This is a genomic window from Psychromicrobium xiongbiense, assembly GCF_030271165.1.
GTDB lineage: Bacteria > Actinomycetota > Actinomycetes > Actinomycetales > Micrococcaceae > Renibacterium > Renibacterium xiongbiense.
Window position 1 is genome coordinate 24,470 of record NZ_JASSZH010000019.1, and the last position, 17,738, is coordinate 42,207.

The following is a 17,738-nucleotide window of genomic DNA, read 5'->3' on the forward strand; positions in this document are numbered from 1 at the left end:
ATGCAATAGCGCATTTTCATAGCGGCCCTCGGGCGTTGGGACGGTGTGTGCGGTACACCGCTGGGTGAAGCGTACATTGGAGAGGTGCCTGCACCATCATCGTCACCATCCACTCGTTCACTCTCCCCGGTTCCCACTCCGGCAAAGGAACCCGCACTCGATGTCGAGGGCCTTTCCCGCTACGCCCGGCAGATCATGCTCCCAGGCTTCGGAGTGGCTGGACAACACAGCCTGACGGCAGCCTCGGTGCTGGTTGTCGGGGCTGGCGGGCTGGGCTCCCCGGTGATCGAATACCTGGCTGCGGCCGGGGTGGGCAGGCTGGGCCTGGTGGACGATGACGTGGTGGACGTCTCCAACCTGCAACGCCAGGTGGTGCATGGCCAGGGGCAGCTGGGCGTTCTGAAAGTGGACTCTGCGCGGGCGCGGGTCGCCGAGCTGAATCCCGGCGTGCAGGTGGAAACGATCTCGGTGCGGCTGGAGGCCGGGAATGCGCTGGAGATGCTGCGCGGATACGACCTGGTGGTCGACGGCAGCGACAACTTCGCCACCCGGTACCTGGTGACCGATGCCTGCGAAATGCTGGGAATTCCGCTGGTCTGGGGGGCGGTGCTCCGCTTCAGTGGCCAGGTGTGTACGTTCTGGCCCGGCCGCGGACCGGGCTACCGGGATCTGTTCCCGGAGCCGCCGGATGCTGAGGCGGCGCCATCGTGCGCTGAAGTGGGCGTGCTGGGCCCGCTGTGCGGGGTCATCGGATCCACCATGGCGGTGGAGGCGCTCAAGCTGCTGGCCGGGGTCGGGGAGCCGTTGCTGGGCAGACTGCAGAATTACGATGCGCTGAGCGGGCAGTGGCGGACGGTGCGGTTTGCGCAGGATCCGGACCGCGCGCCAGCGACGGAGTTGAGCGACGATTATGCGGAGATCTGTGCGGCGCCTGGGCCGAAGCCGGTGGGGATCCGCCTGGAGGACCTGACCCCCGGCAGCTACCGGCTGGTGGATATCCGCCCGGATGCTGTGGAGTCATCGATTCAGGGAGCCCTGGTGGTCCCACGGAGTGAGGTGGAGTCGCTGCTTTCTGAGGATTCCCTGCTGGGGTTCGACGTGGTGTTGGTGTGTGCCACCGGGAGCCGGTCCGCCGCGGCAGCGCTGGCGCTCCGGGCGGCCGGCAATGACCGGGTATTCAGCCTCGAGGGTGGCGCCCGGAACCTCTGAGCGGCTTCCTCCGCATCAAATGCCGCGGGGTGCCGAAAATTGGCGGCCGAAAACAGCACATAATGCAGCACTCGACGGCGGGGAGGCGCGTCAGGCGGACACCCAGTCAATTCTCGCTCAACGCTCAGCTTATACTCAGAAATAGTTGAGAATGGCCTTGCGGTTGACCATGTGTCGCCCTGGGCAATGAGCAGGGGAGCAGAATGTCCGCAGGTTTGATCTCTCGTTGTGCTGGGCGCGTCATCGTGGGTGCGCTTGCTGCGGCCCTGAGCGTGGGGACTCTGGCGTCCTGTGGCTCCGATGGTTCGGTTCAGGCCAAGGTGGTGCGCGTGATTGACGGTGACACCTTTGAAGCAGAGTTCGAGGGTGCCACTAAGTCGGTGCGCTTGCTCAACGTCGACACTCCGGAGACCAAGCATCCCAATAAAATCGTGGAGTGCCAGGGGCCGGAGGCCACCCAATTTCTGCAGAAAAAATTGCCGGTCGGCTCGGCTGTGACTTTGCGTTTCGACCAGGAGAAGACCGACAGGGACGACCGCGTGCTGGCTGCAGTCTTTGTCAAGGAGGAGCTCGTCAATGCCTCGATTGCTCGAACTGGTCTGGGGATTGCCAAGCAATCTGGTAGCAATGCGAAGTATTTTTACCAGGTAAAGGCGGCTCAAGATGAGGCGTTGGCTGCCAAGAGGGGACTGTTTCAGGAGAATCTTTCCTGCAGTCCTGAAGCTGTAGCTGCAGCAGAACTGAGTGCTCTTGCAGCGCCGGCGGAGCCTGCGGCGGGGGCGAGTTCGGCGCAGATTGGTGCGACCGCAGGCCTAGTCTTCACCGCGGTCATCGCTGCCAAGACGGCGCAGGTTCTGCTCGGAGAGTCCAAGGATTCCGTGCTGGCCCTGGCTCGAGGGGTGCAGACCGTGACAGCCGCTGTTGACCGGATTGGCTCCGCCGTCGCCGTGGCGACCGCCCGTCACGACGATCTGAAGATACGGGCGGCTGCGGCTCAGGTGGAGGAAGAGCGGAAGGCCTCGGAGGTCAAGGCAGCGGAAGCCAAGGCGGCCGAAGACAAGCGGACGGCTGACGAGGCCGCAGCAAAGGCAGCTTCGGAAGCGGCCGCGGCAGCCGGAGCTGCCGCCCAGCAGCCGTACATCCCGTACGTTCCGGCTCCGCAACCGCAGCCCGTTGCTCCACAACAGCCAGCTCCGGCGCCCGTCCAGCAGAGTCCCTATCCCGGATATACCGGACCCCGTTGCTATGCGCCCGGCGGCAAGACCTGGACGCCCTGCAAACGCTAACCCTTGGGGTGTTGCTGCCAGCGGCGGAGGCGTCCAGCCCTATTCTTGCGGTGATGCATAAAACCTCCTCAGAGTCGGAATGGAAGCCTCAGGTGAGCGCTTCTGCTGAGAAGAGTAGGACCTCTACGAGGTAGTTGTTGGCCCCGGCTCGGTGCGTGCCCGGACCTCGGCGGCAAACTGTGACAGGCCAATCTTCTGGTAGGCATCGAGCAGCGACGACTGGGTGATCTGTGGGTTGGCGTAGTCCGAGGCTTGATTCTGAATACACGTCAAAGTCATCTCGGGGTAGAGATCCAGCTGATCGAGAAGGAAGTCATCCGGGTCGACAACATCAATATCGAAGGGCTCGACTGCGGCCTGAGGGAAATCTCTGATATTGAAAGTCACGATGAGTTTGGCGGAAGAACGCACTGCAGCAGCAAGCACGTGGCGGTCTTTGGGATCGCAGGTCATGGCCGGTATCAGCGATTGGTAGTCGCGAACCAGCGCATCGGGGAGTGCACGGCTCATAGCGTCGACCCTATGGCGCGCTTTAAGGGCCGGAAGGCTCGAGCTTCAGCAAGTCTCAGGAGCAGATCAGCGAGGTACATAGGGAACAATGCACAGGTATCCAGAACGGCGGGGAAGAGCAACCTACCTCATTTCGTGGTCCTGGCTCGCGGTTGCTTCCAGTGAACCATTGAGGACCGACGCTCTGGCTATCCCGGCCAAAGAGGATCGTCGCTCGGTGCGCGCTCGTGCGTCGTATTCGGTGAGATCTCTCAACATGACCCTGCGATGCCGACCCACTGTGCTGAAAGGGATTGCCCCTTCTTCAAGGAAGGCGACGAGCGTTGGTCGGGAAACGCCCAGAAAGTCTGCGGCCTGTTGCGTGGTGAGCTGGCTGTCTGTCGGAATGACCGTCACGCCCTGTCCGCTGGCGAGCGACTGAGCCACCTGGAGAAGTACAGCGAAGATGTCATGCGGAATATCCATGGCTGCACCATCCGGACCGACCAGGCGCGGCACTCCGACGCTTGGTGCATCAAACTGGGCTGCCAATCGAGCAAACTGAGCTGCTTCCTTCGAGTTTTCAGGCGAGGGAACGAGCGTCCGGCGATTGCGGAAATCTGTGGTGTTCACGGGAGTCCTTTCACGACCACCATAATCGAAATATTCGAAAACCACTAGAGGCGGCGCCCGATGACGGGGAGGCGCGTCAGGCGGACTGTTCGTGTCCGAGGCGCTCGACGGGGCAGGATTCCGGCCCAGACGATTCGGACGATTCAGATTCGGAGGGCACCGCAGAGTCCGCCAGTCCGCGGACAGATTCGCCGATGCCGTACAGCGCTTCCAGTGCGGCGTTGAATTCCTCGCCCCGGCCCTCGGCAGCCAACTGCTTGGCCCGGACGGTCGGCACATGCAGCAGCTGCTTCACCATCCTGCGCAGAGCGAACTCCACTTCCTCCGCCGCCGCAGTGCAACCGTGCTGCGTGCGCACCCGCTCCAGTTCGACATCGAGCACAGCCAGGGTGTGCTGGCGCAGGGCCACGATGGCGCTGTCCATGCTGCGCTTGGCCTGTTCCAGATCGAAGTCGGCGGCGGCATCGGAGACGATGCTTCGAGCCTGCTCTACCGTGGCTTCCTGTTCCGCGGGCGCGGCGAGCCGCACCGATTCCAGGCTCAGCAATTCCACTCCGGGCAGCTCGCCGATGGCGGGATCAAAGTCATGCGTCAAGGCCAGGTCGATCACGGTCAGCGGCTCGTCCCCAGCCAGGCTTCGGCGTCGCGCGTCACGGACCACTTCCAGCGACACCCGCTGTTCCGAGCCGCTACAACCCACCGCCAGGGTGGCCCAGGCCAGGGCATCGGTCAGCGACTCCACGGCGGTCAGACCGCGGGCAGCGGCAAATTCAGGAGCGCGACCGGAGGGGGAGTAGACCGCAATCTCCCGCACGCCGCGTTCCTTCAGCAGCGCCACGGTGGCCCCGGCGTACGCGCCTGTGCCATGCACCACGGCACGCTGATCGGTCCATTTGGTCCTGCCGGTCATCTCCAGCGCCACGGACACCACGGAGCGGCCCTGGCTTCCCAGTGCAGTATCTGATCCAACCTTCTTGGCGGTTCGGGAGGCCACCTGGAACAACTTGGCGGTCGGGCCAGGGACGGCGAACCTGCTCTGCGCCTCAATCAGCGCCCGGCGCACCTGCCCGGCGATTTCGCGCTCGCCCACGACGGCGGAGTCCAGGCCAGCCGCAACGGCGAAGAGGTGGCGCGGCACGGCTGATCCGTGCAGCAGTCGGAAATGCGACTCCAGCGTGGCCTGTTCCATCCCGGTGGATTCTGCCAGGCTCTCCAGGAGCCCGATGGCGGCCGCCGCCGGATCGGTACTGCTTCCGTACAGTTCAAAGCGGTTGCAGGTGGCCAGAACCACGGCGTTTCCGTGAACGCCGGAGGCACCACCGCTCAGTCGGGCGACGGTTTCCAGATCATTGTCGGCATGAGTTGCGACGAGTGCAAAGAGGACCACAGCTTGCTCATCCTACGATTTCGGCGGCTTGTAGAAAAGCGAGGCTGACCTCACCTGAAAATTGACAGGCTGTCGCTATCGGAGCCTGAAATGACGGGCAGAATCGATGCTATGACCCTGCCCGAAGGCCATCCGCTCCGCGATGGACGCACCACCCATTCGCCCCTGATCGCAGCCTATCGGTCTCAGGTCCCCAGCCGTCAGCCGGTGTGGTTCATGCGTCAGGCGGGGCGTTCGCTGCCCGAATACCGGGCGCTGCGCCGGGGTGTGAGCATGCTGGATTCCTGTCTGCGACCGGATCTGGCTGCGGAGATCACGCTGCAGCCCGTGCGCCGTCACGATACTGACGCCGCCATCTTCTTCTCCGACATCGTGATTCCACTCAAGCTGGCTGGTGTGGATGTCGATATTGTGCCCGGCGTCGGACCCGTGCTCAGCGAGCCGATCCGCACCCTCGCCCAGGTTCGGGCTCTGCCGGAGCTGACTGACTCTGCCTTCGAGCCGATCCGGGAGGCGGTCCGGCTCACCGTGGCGGAACTCGGCAGCACGCCGCTGATCGGTTTTGCCGGGGCGCCCTTCACCGTCGCCGCATACATGGTCGAAGGCCGTCCGTCCAGAGATCACCTGGGTCCGCGCACCATGATGCACTCTGCCCCAGAGGCCTGGGATGCGCTGGCTCACTGGGCTGCCCGCGCCTCGGGGGCGTTCCTCCGAGCCCAGGTGGAGGCGGGGGCAAGCGCCGTTCAGCTTTTCGACTCCTGGGCCGGTTCGCTCGGACTGGAGGACTACCGTCAGCGGGTGGCGCCGGCTTCCGCTCTGGCTTTCGACGCCGTCCGCGAGCTGGACGTACCCCGGGTCCACTTCGGTACCGGGACCTCGGAGCTGCTGCCTGCGATGCTCGAGGCCGGTGCGGACGTGATGGGCATCGATTACCGGCTGCCGCTCGATGAGGCCAACCGCAGGCTGGGTGGGCGCACCCCCTTGCAGGGCAATATTGACCCCGCCTATCTTGAGGCGCCGTGGGAGGTGTTGGAAGCCCATGTTCGCGAGGTGCTCAAGCGCGGCTCGGCAGCGCCCGGCCACGTACTGAATCTGGGCCACGGGGTGCCGCCGGAGACCGATCCGTCGGTGCTGAGCCGTATCGTGGAACTAGCGCATTCCCTGGAGCCGGGAAGCGCCCACCGCGATCCAGGAGTTGAGCCATGACCGAGCCGATGAGTGTGGATAAACCGCTGCCCGAGCCGGGAACGACGGCGATCGTCGTCGGCGGTGGAATGGCGGGTCTGGTCGCTGCCCGGGAGCTGGCACACGCCGGAGTGTCCGTCACGGTGATCGAGGCCAGCGCCCATATCGGTGGCGCGGTGGCGCCCCACGAGGTGGGCGGTCTGGTGCTCGATGCCGGCGCGGAGAGCTATGCCACGCGCACCCCGGTGTTCGCCCGGCTGGCTGAAGCACTGGGGCTCGGTGAACAACTGGTGGAACCCAGTGCGGCCGGTGCCTGGCTGCACTTTCTGGACGGTCGTGGACAGCCAAAGTCCACGCCGCTGCCGAAGGGCGCACTGCTGGGCATCCCCGGTTCCCTCGACGAGCCCGTTCTGCGGGAGATTCTGGGCCGCACCGGCCTGCTGCGCGCCAAGCTGGATGTGAACCTGCCCAGGGGCGTGGGGGCGAAAGCCCGGAGTCTGGCAGACCTGGTGCGTGCCCGGATGGGGCAGGCGGTGCTGGACCGGCTGGTCGCGCCCGTGGTCGGCGGGGTGTACTCGGTGAGTCCGGAGGACCTTGACCCCGAAGAGGCGATCCCTGGTCTGCGTGCCGCGATCGCCGAACACGGTTCGCTCTCCGCTGCTATTGCTGCCCTGCGTGGTAAGGCGACCAAACCCGGCTCCGCCGTGGGTGGTCTGCGTGGCGGCGTCTTCCAGATTGCCCGCGCCCTGCGGACCGAACTGGAGGAGCTGGGCGTGACCCTGCTTCTGGATACCAGCGTCCAGACCCTCAAGCGCACGGGAACGGCATGGCATGTCGGAACCCCTGCGGCGCAGTTGGAAGCACAGCGCGTCGTAGTGGCCACCGAGGCGCACGGTGCGGTGGAGCTGCTTGCACCGCTGCTGGATGAGGCAAGTGCTTTCGGTGAGGCCTTTGGCGCAGAGATCTCCCTGGTGACCCTTGTGGTGGACCTTCCGGAGCTCGATGCCGCACCGCGGGGCACCGGGGTTCTGGTGGCGCCTCAGGTGAGTGCGGCGCATCCCACCGCCGAGGGTCAGGTGGTTCGGGCAAAAGCTCTTACCCACGCCACCGCCAAATGGCCGTGGCTGGCCGACGAAGAGGGGCCCGGAACGCATGTTCTGCGCCTTTCCTATGCTCTTCCCCTGGTGGGCGGGGCAGAAACAGCTGATGGGGGCCAGCCGTCCCTGGAGCTGGCCCTGGCCGATGCGAGTGCCTTGTTGGGCCTGACTATCCGCGCGGAAGATGTGGTTGATTCCGATGTGCTGACCTGGCGGTCGGCGCTCTCCGCCGCGGGTCTGGGTCAGAAAGCGAAAATTGCCGCACTGCGGGCAGCTGTGGAGCAGATTGACGGCCTGGCCGTCACGGGTGCCTGGCTGGCAGGCAATGGTATGGCCGCTGTGATTGCGGATGCGCAGGCTCAGGCACAGCGCATTCTATGAGTTATTGAACCTGAGCTGACTCTTCTACAGGTTTTCTACCGATCGTAGAATAGTCAACTCGACTGATGTACTGCTGAAGGAGCAGACTGTTTTCTATGACCGACACTTTGGGACAATCTGTCACTAAATCGCATGATCCATCGACCACACCCTTCACTCTGTGGACGGTCTTCCAGCGTACGGGCCTGCCTGCTGCGGGCAACGGCAAGCAGGGGGCGTTCGAGGAGGTGCTGGCGGTGCTCGCCGAGCGCGGCATCCAGCTGCGCGGTGCCTATGATGTGTCCGCCATGCGCTCGAACGCGGATCTCATGCTCTGGCTGATCGGCCCCGAGGCCGACGGTCTGCAGCAGGCCATCCGGGATCTGCGACGGACCGATCTGCTGGCCAATACCGAGATCAGCTGGTCCGCCATGGGCGTGCACCGCGAAGCGGAGTTCGCCAAGAACCATGTGCCCTCCTATATGCGGGCCGGTCTTGAGCCGAAGCAGTGGGTCTGCGTCTACCCCTTCGTGCGCTCCTATGAGTGGTACCTGCTGCCCGATGCCGAGCGCGGTGCCATGCTCCGCGACCACGGCATGCTGGGTCGTGACTTCCCCCAGGTGCTGGCCAACACCGTCTCCGCTTTCGCCCTGGGTGACTGGGAATGGTTGCTGGGGCTGGAAGCGGACAGCGTCGTCGACCTCGTGGACCTGATGCGCCATCTGCGCTCCACCGATGCCCGGATGCATGTCCGTGAGGAAGTCCCGTTCTATACCGGTCGCCGACTGGAGATCGCGGAGATCGCCGAGGTTCTGCGGTGAGTGCTCCTGCAGCGGCCCAGACCGCATCCTCAGCGGCGCTGACCGCGCTCAATCCCGTCACCGAGGCCGGGCGGGCTGCCCCCGCCGACTACGACGCCATCCTTCTGGCCTCCTTTGGTGGCCCGGAAGGCCAGGACGACGTCATTCCCTTCCTGCGCAATGTCACCCGTGGTAGGGGGATCCCGGATGAGCGGCTCGAAGAGGTCAGCCACCACTACCGGGCCAACGGCGGCGTGAGCCCGATCAACGCCCAGAACCGCGCGCTCAAGGCCGCGCTGGAGGCTGAGCTGGCCGCCCGCGGCATCGAGCTTCCCGTGCTCTGGGGCAACCGCAACTGGGATCCGTACATCGCCCCGACTCTGCAGGAGGCGTACGATGCCGGTCACCGCCGCCTGCTGATGGTCACCACGAGTGCCTACAGCTGCTATTCCAGTGATCGGCAGTACCGCGAGGATATCGGCATCGCGCTGACCGACACCGCCCTGGACGGCAAACTGGCGGTTGACAAGGTTCGTCAGTACTTCGATCATCCGGGCTTCGTTCGGCCGTTCATCGAGGGAACTGCGGCCTCGCTGGCTACCGTTCGGGCCGAGTTGGAGGCTGCCGGGACGCCGGATGCTCCCGTGCACGTGCTCTTTTCCACCCACTCCATTCCCACCCGGGATGCGGAGGCAGCAGGCCGGGCCGAGGCTGAGCCCCGCGTCTTCCAGGGTGGCTCCGCCTACGTGGCGCAGCACCTGGCGGTGGCACGGGTCGTGATGGACGCCGTCGCACCCGGGACCGACTGGTCGCTGGTGTACCAGTCGCGTTCCGGTGCACCGCATATTCCGTGGCTGGAACCGGATATCAACGATGCTCTGGCCGAGTTGGCGGCCGCTGGTGTCAAGGGCGTGGTCGTGGTGCCCCTGGGTTTCGTCAGTGATCACATGGAGGTCCTCTGGGACCTGGACACCGAGGCGAAGGAGACAGCCGCGGAACTGGGCCTGGCCTTCCATCGTGCCCCCACTCCGGGCACGCACCCGCTCTTCGTGGCCGGTCTGGTGGACCTGCTTTGCGAGCGGATGACGGCACACCAGGTGGTGGATCGTCCACATCTGACCGAGTTGGGTCCCTGGTACGACGTGGTCCCCGCCGGTGACTGTGCGAATTTCCGTGGCGAGGTTCCCGCGATTGCCGAGGTCGGAAGCGTCGTGGGGCTGATTGCTGAGGCTGCGCAATGACCGAGACTTTCAGGCTCGGCACCCGGGGCTCCGCCCTGGCCCGGACCCAGTCCCAGCAGATCGCCGATCGGCTCAGCGCCGTGGGTGGCTTTGACGTCGAACTCGTGGAAATCCGGACCGACGGCGATGTGCTGACCGGTCCGCTGTCGCAGCTGGCGGGTGGAAGCAGCACCGGGCTGTTTGTGGCCCGGCTGCGCGAGGCGCTGATGGATGGCACGGTGGATCTGGCCGTGCATTCGCTCAAGGATCTTCCCACTGCCGCAGCCGTGGGGCTGAGCACGGTGGCTATTCCGCTCCGCGCCGATCCCCGGGATGCGCTGTGTACGGCCTCCGGCGCAGGTCTCGATGGGCTTGCTGAGGGGGCCAGTGTGGGCACTGGATCGCCTCGGCGGGCCGCACAGTTGCGCGCCCTGCGGCCGGATCTGGAGATTGTGGACGTCCGCGGCAATGTCGACACCCGGCTCGCGCGGCTGACTCCGGCCGCCGACGATTCTGAAACCGAGCCTCGCACCCTCGATGCGGTGGTACTTGCCGCTGCCGGTCTGGAACGGCTGGACCGCAGCGAGGCCATCTCCGAATACTTTGAACCCGCCACCATGCTTCCGGCACCGGGGCAGGGCGCGCTCTCGGTGGAGTTGGCTCAGAACGTGGCACCGGCGCTTCGCGAAGCAGTGGCCGCGCTCGATGACGAGGACACCCGGCTGGCAGTCACCGCCGAGCGCGCGCTGCTCGCCCGGTTGGAGGCGGGGTGCAGCGCCCCGGTGGGTGCTCTGGCGCAGCGGAAGGGCAGCATGCTGCGCCTGGAGGCCTGCGTGGTCTCCCCTGATGGTCAGACCGTGATCCGGCAGGCCCGCGCCACCGATGGGCTGACCGAGGTCGGCGCGACGCTGCTGGGCATCGAACTGGCCGAGGCCATGCTGGCCGATGGTGCTGATGCGCTCCTCTGAGCCAGCTGCATCGGCCGGCACCCGGCCCGCTGAACAGTTTTCGTCAGGGTTTTCTTCAGAGAAGGTGCGTCCCGGAGTACGGCTGGTTCTGACCCGCAGCCCGGACCGGGTGGGAGCGTGGGCCACTGCCTTCCAGGCCGCGGGGGCGCAGGTTCTGCTCTGCCCGCTGATCGACTTCGAATCCGTGCCGGTGGCCGGTGGCAGCACCGGGGCTTCGGATGAGGGGTTCTCCCTCGAACCGCTCCGGGCAGGTCGCTATGACTGGCTGGTGATCTCCTCGATCACCACAGTGCGCGCTCTCAAAGCTGCTGCTGCCGGAGCCCCTCTGACCGAGCTGATTCCTCCGACCACGCGCATCGCCACGATCGGCCCATCCTCGCGCCGCGTGCTGGAGGCCGAAGGGCTCCAGGTGGACCTTGCTCCGGACGGCGAACAGAGCGCGGAAGGGCTGGTCGCTGTGCTCCCCGCGCTGGAGGGGCAATGCGTCTGGCTGCCGCAGTCCGATCTGGCGGCACCGCTGCTCGCCGAAGGACTTGCTGCCCGGGGCGCCACCGTGGAAGCCAGCACGGTGTACCGGACCGTTGACTATCCTGCCGCCGTCGAGCGCCGCCTGGTGGAGCCGCTGGCAGTCAGTCATACTTCGGACCCCGAGGCTCCCAGCCTGCCGCTGCTCAGCGTCGCGGAGCTGCGCAGCCTGATGCGCGCGGGCGGGGCAGAGGCCATTCTGGCGGCGTCGCCGAGCGCAGCGCAGCGGTTGGCCCAGGTCATCGCGCCGCTGGGTGGTGCAGCCCTGGGTGGTACGGCCCTGATCGCCATCGGCAGCCCCACCGCGCGGGCCGCCCACACAGCCGGACTGCACGTCGCCGCCACCGCGTCGCAGCCCACCGCAGAAGGCGTACTGGACGCGCTGGCCCGGCTGTTCCCGGCAGATCCCGAGATTTCTGCTGCTACGCAGGCCTCCGAGCGTGAGATCCACCCGAAAGGAACCCCGTGAGCTACCCTCAGCACCGCCCGCGCCGACTGCGCACCACCCCCGCCATGCGGCGGCTGACAGCCGAGACCCGACTTCACCCGGCGGATCTGATCCTGCCGATGTTTGTCCGCGAAGGACTCGACGCGCCGCAGCCGATCACCTCGATGCCCGGCGTGGTCCAGCACACCTTCGATTCGCTGCGCCGGGCCGCCGTTGAGGCTGCCGAACGCGGGCTGGGTGGCCTGATGCTCTTTGGTATTCCGGAGCAGCGCGACGCTGTGGGGAGTGCCGGACTGGACCCGGAGGGCGTGCTGAACCGCGCGATCCGGGAGGTGCATGCGGAGGTGGGTGAGGACCTGGTCGTGATGAGCGATCTCTGCCTGGACGAATTCACCGATCACGGTCACTGCGGCGTCCTCGACGCACAGGGGCGGGTGGACAACGACGCCACTAACGAGATCTACGCGCAGATGGCGGTGGCTCAGGCGGAAGCCGGTTCCGCAATGGTAGGCCCCTCCGGCATGATGGACGGCCAGATCGCCGTGATCCGCCAGGCGCTCGATACCGCCGGTTTCCAGGACACAGCCGTACTGGCCTATGCGGCTAAATACGCCTCGGCCTTCTACGGGCCGTTCCGCGAGGCCGTCGACTCTCAGCTGGTGGGCGACCGCCGGACCTACCAGATGGATGCCGCCAACCGGCGGGAGGCTCTGCGTGAGGTGGAACTGGATCTGGCCGAGGGCGCGGATCTGGTGATGGTCAAGCCAGCCATGAGCTATCTGGACATTCTGGCCGATGTCGCCGAGATCTCCACAGTGCCGGTGGCGGCGTACCAGATCTCGGGGGAGTACGCCATGATCGAGGCGGCCGCTGCCCAGGGCTGGATCAACCGCCGCGCGGCCATTGAGGAATCGGTGTTGAGCATCAAGCGTGCCGGGGCGGACTCGATTCTGACCTACTGGGCCGTGGAACTGGCTGACTGGATGGCCGAGAAGCAGGGATCACGTCGATGAGCACCTCAGAAGAACTGTTTGACCGTTCGCGGACCCTGATGCCAGGCGGGGTGAACTCCCCGGTGCGCGCCTTCGGCTCGGTGGGCGGCACCCCGCGTTTCATCGTCTCCGCGAAGGGGGCCTACCTGCAGGATGCCGATGGGCGCGAGTACGTGGATCTGGTCTCCTCCTGGGGCCCGGCACTGCTCGGACACGCGCACCCGGAGGTTCTTGCCGCTGTTCATCGGGCCGTCGACCGGGGGCTCTCCTTCGGCGCCTCCACTCCGGCAGAGGCGGAACTGGCCGAGCTGGTGATCGACCGGGTGCCCGCCGTCGAGCGTCTTCGCATGGTCTCCACCGGCACCGAGGCGACCATGACTGCCATCCGCTTGGCACGCGGGTTCACCGGGCGGAACCTGCTGGTGAAGTTTGCCGGCTGCTATCACGGGCACTCCGATGGGTTGCTGGCTGAGGCCGGTTCCGGTCTGGCCACGCTTGCGATGCCGGGTTCGGCGGGTGTCACCGAGGCGACGGCGGCCCAGACGCTCGTGCTGCCCTACAACGATCTGGACGCCGTGCGGGAGGTCTTTGCCGTGCACGGGGCGGATATCGCTGCGGTGATCACTGAGGCTGCTCCGGCGAATATGGGCGTGGTGGAGCCGGGCGAGGGCTTCAATGCCGGGTTGCGCGCCATCACCGCCGAGTACGGCGCTCTGTTGATTCTCGATGAGGTGCTGACCGGTTTCCGGGTGGGACCGGGTGGCTACTGGGGTCTCACCGGCTCAGATGAGGGCTGGGCACCTGATCTGTTCACCTTCGGCAAGGTGATCGGCGGGGGGCTCCCGGCAGCGGCACTGGGCGGCCGCGCCGAGGTGATGGACTATCTGGCGCCGATCGGCCCCGTGTACCAGGCCGGAACTCTGTCCGGGAACCCGGTGGCGATGGCCGCCGGGGTGGCTACGCTCCGCGCCGCGACGGCAGAGGTGTATGAGGCAGTGGATGCGCGTTCAGTGGAGCTCTCCACGGCTCTGTCCGAGGCTCTGGGCCGGGCCGGAGTGCAGCACTCGATCCAGCACGCCGGGAACCTGTTCTCCGTGGCCTTCGGGGTGGACCGGGTGACGAACTACGCGCAGGCGCAGTCACAGGAAGTCTTCCGTTACGCCCCGTTCTTCCACTCCATGCTGGATTCCGGGATTTACCTGCCGCCCTCGGTGTTTGAGGCGTGGTTCCTCTCCGCCGCGCACGATGACGCCGCGATGGAGAAGATTGCCCAGGCTCTCCCGGCTGCCGCACGGGCGGCGGCGGAGGCGCAGGCCACGCCGAGCTGACAGAGTGCCTTGATAGCATGGTTCTGAACTGAATGGTTCACTACCGTTGTGTGTGGTGCTGCGTGTGTGGTGCTGATCGGAGGAATCATGGCTAAAACGCTGGAGGATCCGCTGAGTCGGACCTTCGCAGCCTTGGCGGACCCCACGAGGCGGGCGATTCTTGCGCGTCTCACCCAGGGCACGGCCAATGTGGGGGACCTCGCTGAGCCATTCGAGATGAGTGTCACCGCCGTCTCCAAGCACCTGCGGGTTCTGGAGGGGGCTGGTCTCGTGTCCCGTGGCCGGGATGCGCAGTACCGCCCGGCCATGCTGGATGCGCGGCCTCTTGCGATGGCGTCCCAGTGGATCGATGGCTACCGTGGTTTCTGGGGTGACAGCTTCGATGCCCTGGATGATTTCCTGGTGGGCGCGACGACGGTCCCGCCGCTCACTGCAAGCATCCCAGCCGACGATGTCGCTGGAAAACCTGACGAGAAGAGTGCGGAATGACGGGCATCACCGCAGAGGGCATTGAGATCGATCGTGAATTTGCCGCCTCGCCGGCTGCGGTGTTCAGTGCCTGGACGGCACCGGAATCGTTCGCGCGCTGGTTTGGCGGACGTGAGGTGCACGTTCCCCTTGATGGTCTTGACTACCGGGCTGAGGTGGGGCGGGCCTGGTCCGCAATGATGGTCCTCCCTGATGGGAATACCATCGACTGGGCAGGAGAATTCCTGGAGGTCGATCCGCCTACCCGCCTGGTCATGACGCTCACGGACCGGCCCGCGGAGGGCGAGCGCGCCGTGTTGACCCTCGACCTCACGCCGACGGCGAGTGGGACCCGGATGCGGATGACGCAACAGACGCCGGGCTTCTCTCCGGAACAGCGGCAGGGAACCATTGCCGGTTGGCAGACCTTCTTCGAGGTGCTCGCGGAGATCGCGGAGAGCTGACCATGGTGATTCGGCCTTGGCTGAGTCTTGTTCCGGTCGTATTCCTCTCTTGTTCCGGTCCTGGAACTGAGTTACGCTCATACTGAACCAAATGGTTTAGAACCAAAAGGTTGAATGCCTCACGGGTAGTCAACTCGTCTCGAAAGGAACTCATCATGCGAGAACTGATCGTCTCTGCTTTCGTCTCTGCCGACGGCGTCGCCCAGGATCCCGGGGGCAACGACGGATACCGGAACGCCGGCTGGAGCTTTACCAGCGTCGAATTTGATCCAGCAGCATTTGAGATCAAGGGTCGTGAGCAGGAAGAAGCTGCCGCAGTCCTCCTTGGTCGACGCAGCTACGAGCTGTTCGCTCCAGTCTGGCCATCGATGGCGGAGTTTGCGGGCTACAACGCGATGCCGCACTATGTGGTGTCCACGACGCTGGAGCACGACGATGAGCGCTGGCCTGCCAGCATTCTGCGCTCTCTCGATGACGTGGCCGCACTCAAAGAAGATGAGGGTGGCCCGATCATCGTCCACGGCAGCCTTGAGCTTGGTCAAGCGCTGGCCGATGCCGGCCTGGTGGACCGGTACCACCTTCTCGTTTTCCCCATCCTCCTGGGTGAGGGGGAACGACTCTTCAGTGGTTCGGAGCACGCCACCATCAAGCTTGCGGTGGCCGAGCAGGAGACCTACAGCAATGGCGTGCAGAAGCTCGTCTACGACGTTATTCGCTGAGACTGCTCGGAGTTCATGGCTCCACACTCCTCGATTGAGCTACCATAGTGATTAATTAGTCGCCAGGTTGATAGAGGGGTTGTCATGGTCGAACCAGCAGACGTTCCGGAGTCGGTTACAGCTGAGGATTCCGCTGAGCCTGAGGCGACAGCCGACGTCCCGAGGACTAGTGGTTCAGTCGCGGCGGACGTTATCGGCTCGGCTGTACTCTTCTTGCTCTGTCTCGTTTTTTCCGGAGTAGTCATGTACGCCACGGCCTTCGTGGGTATGGCGACGGATCACTGTGCACCATCGAGCTGCTCCCACAGTGGCGTCAGCTGGGCCGGACCTCTGGGGGCTTACGGACCCTGGGTGGTGATGGCCCTCGTCGTCGTGGGCATGCTGATGCAGGGCGCGCGCGGAAAGATGGTGGCGCTCGCTCCGATGTGCGGACTCGGCGCGCTGTTCATCCTGTTTATGGTGGTCTCGGCCGGAGTGAGCGCTCCCTGAAGCCTCTGGAATGGCTTCTTCCCCTAGTGCGGGCGTGCCCAGTTCAGAGCACGTCGGAGAGGAAGCGCTTGAGGCGGTCCGTGCGCGGTGCATCGAAGAGTTGCTCCGGTGTGCCGGTTTCCACCACCAGGCCAGCGTCCATGAAGAGCACCTGATCCGAGACGCTGCGGGAGAAGCCCATTTCGTGAGTGACCACGACCATCGTCATGCCGTGGTGAGCCAGATCCGTCATCAGCGCCAGGACGCCCTTGACCAGCTCGGGGTCCAGGGCGGAGGTCGCCTCATCGAAGAACATCACCTCGGGCTTCATGGCCAGAGCGCGGGCGATGGCGACGCGTTGCTGCTGACCGCCTGAAAGATTGCCCGGGCGGGCTTCGGAGCGGTGTCTGAGTCCCACCAGGTCAAGCTGTGCCAGAGCCTGTTCCCGGGCCTGATCGGCAGGAATCTTGCGGATCTTGCGCAGTGCCAGCGAGACGTTGTCCACCACGGTCTTGTGTGGGAAGAGGTTGAACTGCTGGAACACCATGCCAATGCGCTGCCGCAAGTGGTTCGGGTCATCCTTGAGAACCGAACGCCCATCGAGCAGGATGTCGCCCTGGTCGGGCTCGTTGAGCCGATTGAGCACGCGGAGCAGGGTTGACTTGCCGGAACCGGAAGGGCCGATGACGGAGGTTGTGGTGCCGCCCTGGACCGTCAGATTGATGCCGCGCAGCACCTTGTTGGCGCCAAAAGCGAGGTGCAGATCGCGGCCTTCGAGCGAGCCACCGGTGTAATTGGCTTCGGAAATGGGGGAGACGGTGCTCATGCGCTGGCCTTTCCAATGGAGGTGCTGGCGTCCTCGGCATCGAGGTCTTCTGTCGCCGGGGGCTGGTTCTGCTCTGATTTACCGGTCCGCATGCGGTTGTCAATGTAGTTGACCAGGTGCGTCAGGGGAATGGTCAGCACCAGATAGAGGATGCCGGCTGCGACCAGGGGGGAGAGGTTTCCGCTGTTGGAGTTGGCGTCCTGCCCGATCCGGAAAATTTCCCGTTGGCCGGCTGTGAGCCCGATCAGGAAGACCAGAGAAGAGTCCTTGATCAGAACGATGCCCTGGTTCATCAGGGCGGGCAGCACCCGGCGGATGCCCTGCGGGATGACGATCAGGCGCATGGCCGGGCCGTAGCCAAAGCCGAGTGCACGGGTCGCTTCCATCTGGCCCTTGTCGACGCTCTGGATGCCGGAGCGGAAGATCTCGCCAATGTAGGCCGCGGCCATCAGGGTGAGCGCCAGGATGCCCAGCGGGTAGGGGCTGCGGCCGAAGATTGGGCGGAGCACCGGGCCCAGGCCGATGCTGATGATGAGGATGATGAGGGCTGCGGGAAGCCCGCGGAAGATGTCCGTGTAGATGCGAGCGATCCAGCGCGGCACCGGATGACGCGAGATGCCCATGGTGGCGAGCAACAGGCCCAGCAGTGTACCCAGAACTCCCGAGGACAGCGCCAGGATCAGCGTATTGGGCAGGCCCACGAAAAGCAGGTCCGGCACCACCTCTGCCATGTACTTAAAGTTGAAGAAGGAATCGAGGAATTGCTGAAAACCGTCCATACGGGGTTCCTGTTCGTTCGGTGTCCGTGAAGAACTCTCAGAGGCTCATGACGTGCAATGGCGTTGGGGGGGCAACACAGTAGTGGG

At 65.2% G+C, this 17,738-nt stretch carries 19 protein-coding genes; 14 read left to right on the forward strand and 5 right to left on the reverse strand.

Annotated features, from left to right (window positions below):
- Window positions 1-84: 84 nt before the first annotated feature.
- Both moeB and QQM37_RS07305 read left to right on the forward strand, forming a co-directional pair.
- Window positions 85-1,209, forward strand: coding sequence for a HesA/MoeB/ThiF family protein (gene moeB / locus QQM37_RS07300; RefSeq protein WP_285726059.1), 1,125 nt, complete (start codon window positions 85-87; stop codon window positions 1,207-1,209).
- A 203-nt stretch (window positions 1,210-1,412) separates the two neighbouring features.
- Entirely contained in the window at window positions 1,413-2,495 is a 1,083-nt protein-coding gene (locus QQM37_RS07305) for a thermonuclease family protein (RefSeq protein WP_285726061.1), read from the forward strand.
- Window positions 2,496-2,618: 123 nt separating this feature from the next.
- Here the strand turns inward: QQM37_RS07305 and QQM37_RS07310 are convergent, their stop codons facing one another.
- From QQM37_RS07310 to QQM37_RS07320, 3 genes are all read right to left on the reverse strand, one after another.
- Complete coding sequence (locus tag QQM37_RS07310) at window positions 2,619-3,005, reverse strand: VapC50 family PIN domain-containing toxin (RefSeq protein ID WP_285726063.1); 387 nt, start codon at window positions 3,003-3,005, stop codon at window positions 2,619-2,621.
- A 123-nt stretch (window positions 3,006-3,128) separates the two neighbouring features.
- Window positions 3,129-3,617, reverse strand: a complete 489-nt coding sequence (locus tag QQM37_RS07315) for an excisionase family DNA-binding protein (RefSeq protein ID WP_285726065.1) — start codon at window positions 3,615-3,617, stop codon at window positions 3,129-3,131.
- Window positions 3,618-3,693: 76 nt separating this feature from the next.
- The gene (locus tag QQM37_RS07320) at window positions 3,694-5,004 is read right to left on the reverse strand and encodes a glutamyl-tRNA reductase (protein WP_285726067.1); all 1,311 of its coding nucleotides are present in this window, start codon (window positions 5,002-5,004) and stop codon (window positions 3,694-3,696) included.
- 111 nt (window positions 5,005-5,115) lie between these two features.
- Between QQM37_RS07320 and hemE the strand changes: the two genes are divergently transcribed.
- The 12 genes from hemE (at window position 5,116) to QQM37_RS07380 (ending at window position 16,067) form a co-directional block, all read left to right on the forward strand.
- The gene (gene hemE, locus QQM37_RS07325) at window positions 5,116-6,210 is read left to right on the forward strand and encodes a uroporphyrinogen decarboxylase (RefSeq protein WP_285726069.1); all 1,095 of its coding nucleotides are present in this window, start codon (window positions 5,116-5,118) and stop codon (window positions 6,208-6,210) included.
- Window positions 6,207-7,667 carry a protoporphyrinogen oxidase gene (gene hemG / locus QQM37_RS07330; RefSeq protein WP_285726071.1) on the forward strand — a complete coding sequence of 487 codons (1,461 nt, stop codon included), beginning with the start codon at window positions 6,207-6,209 and terminating at the stop codon, window positions 7,665-7,667. Before hemE ends, hemG begins: the two co-directional genes overlap by 4 nt.
- Before the next feature lie 95 nt (window positions 7,668-7,762).
- Complete coding sequence (gene hemQ / locus QQM37_RS07335) at window positions 7,763-8,467, forward strand: hydrogen peroxide-dependent heme synthase (RefSeq protein WP_285726073.1); 705 nt, start codon at window positions 7,763-7,765, stop codon at window positions 8,465-8,467.
- The gene (locus QQM37_RS07340; RefSeq protein WP_420030136.1) at window positions 8,464-9,687 is read left to right on the forward strand and encodes a ferrochelatase; all 1,224 of its coding nucleotides are present in this window, start codon (window positions 8,464-8,466) and stop codon (window positions 9,685-9,687) included. Before hemQ ends, QQM37_RS07340 begins: the two co-directional genes overlap by 4 nt.
- The gene (gene hemC / locus QQM37_RS07345; RefSeq protein ID WP_285726075.1) at window positions 9,684-10,634 is read left to right on the forward strand and encodes a hydroxymethylbilane synthase; all 951 of its coding nucleotides are present in this window, start codon (window positions 9,684-9,686) and stop codon (window positions 10,632-10,634) included. The genes QQM37_RS07340 and hemC overlap by 4 nt, the downstream gene beginning before the upstream one ends.
- Window positions 10,635-10,698: 64 nt before the next feature.
- Entirely contained in the window at window positions 10,699-11,628 is a 930-nt protein-coding gene (locus QQM37_RS07350) for a uroporphyrinogen-III synthase (RefSeq protein WP_285726077.1), read from the forward strand.
- Complete coding sequence (hemB, locus tag QQM37_RS07355; protein ID WP_285726079.1) at window positions 11,625-12,620, forward strand: porphobilinogen synthase; 996 nt, start codon at window positions 11,625-11,627, stop codon at window positions 12,618-12,620. Before QQM37_RS07350 ends, hemB begins: the two co-directional genes overlap by 4 nt.
- Window positions 12,617-13,927, forward strand: a complete 1,311-nt coding sequence (hemL, locus tag QQM37_RS07360) for a glutamate-1-semialdehyde 2,1-aminomutase (RefSeq protein ID WP_285726081.1) — start codon at window positions 12,617-12,619, stop codon at window positions 13,925-13,927. Before hemB ends, hemL begins: the two co-directional genes overlap by 4 nt.
- Window positions 13,928-14,014: 87 nt before the next feature.
- On the forward strand, window positions 14,015-14,416 hold the full coding sequence (locus QQM37_RS07365) for an ArsR/SmtB family transcription factor (protein ID WP_285726084.1): 402 nt from the start codon (window positions 14,015-14,017) through the stop codon (window positions 14,414-14,416).
- Window positions 14,413-14,859: an SRPBCC family protein gene (locus tag QQM37_RS07370; RefSeq protein WP_285726086.1), complete on the forward strand. Its 447-nt coding sequence runs from the start codon at window positions 14,413-14,415 to the stop codon at window positions 14,857-14,859. Before QQM37_RS07365 ends, QQM37_RS07370 begins: the two co-directional genes overlap by 4 nt.
- Before the next feature lie 155 nt (window positions 14,860-15,014).
- Entirely contained in the window at window positions 15,015-15,578 is a 564-nt protein-coding gene (locus QQM37_RS07375) for a dihydrofolate reductase family protein (protein WP_285726087.1), read from the forward strand.
- Between the two features lie 243 nt (window positions 15,579-15,821).
- Window positions 15,822-16,067 carry a hypothetical protein gene (locus QQM37_RS07380; RefSeq protein WP_285726089.1) on the forward strand — a complete coding sequence of 82 codons (246 nt, stop codon included), beginning with the start codon at window positions 15,822-15,824 and terminating at the stop codon, window positions 16,065-16,067.
- 43 nt (window positions 16,068-16,110) lie between these two features.
- Here QQM37_RS07380 and QQM37_RS07385 read toward each other — a convergent pair whose 3' ends face one another.
- Both QQM37_RS07385 and QQM37_RS07390 read right to left on the reverse strand, forming a co-directional pair.
- Entirely contained in the window at window positions 16,111-16,872 is a 762-nt protein-coding gene (locus tag QQM37_RS07385; protein ID WP_285726091.1) for an amino acid ABC transporter ATP-binding protein, read from the reverse strand.
- Entirely contained in the window at window positions 16,869-17,651 is a 783-nt protein-coding gene (locus QQM37_RS07390) for an amino acid ABC transporter permease (protein ID WP_285726093.1), read from the reverse strand. Before QQM37_RS07390 ends, QQM37_RS07385 begins: the two co-directional genes overlap by 4 nt.
- Between the last annotated feature and the right edge of the window lie 87 nt (window positions 17,652-17,738).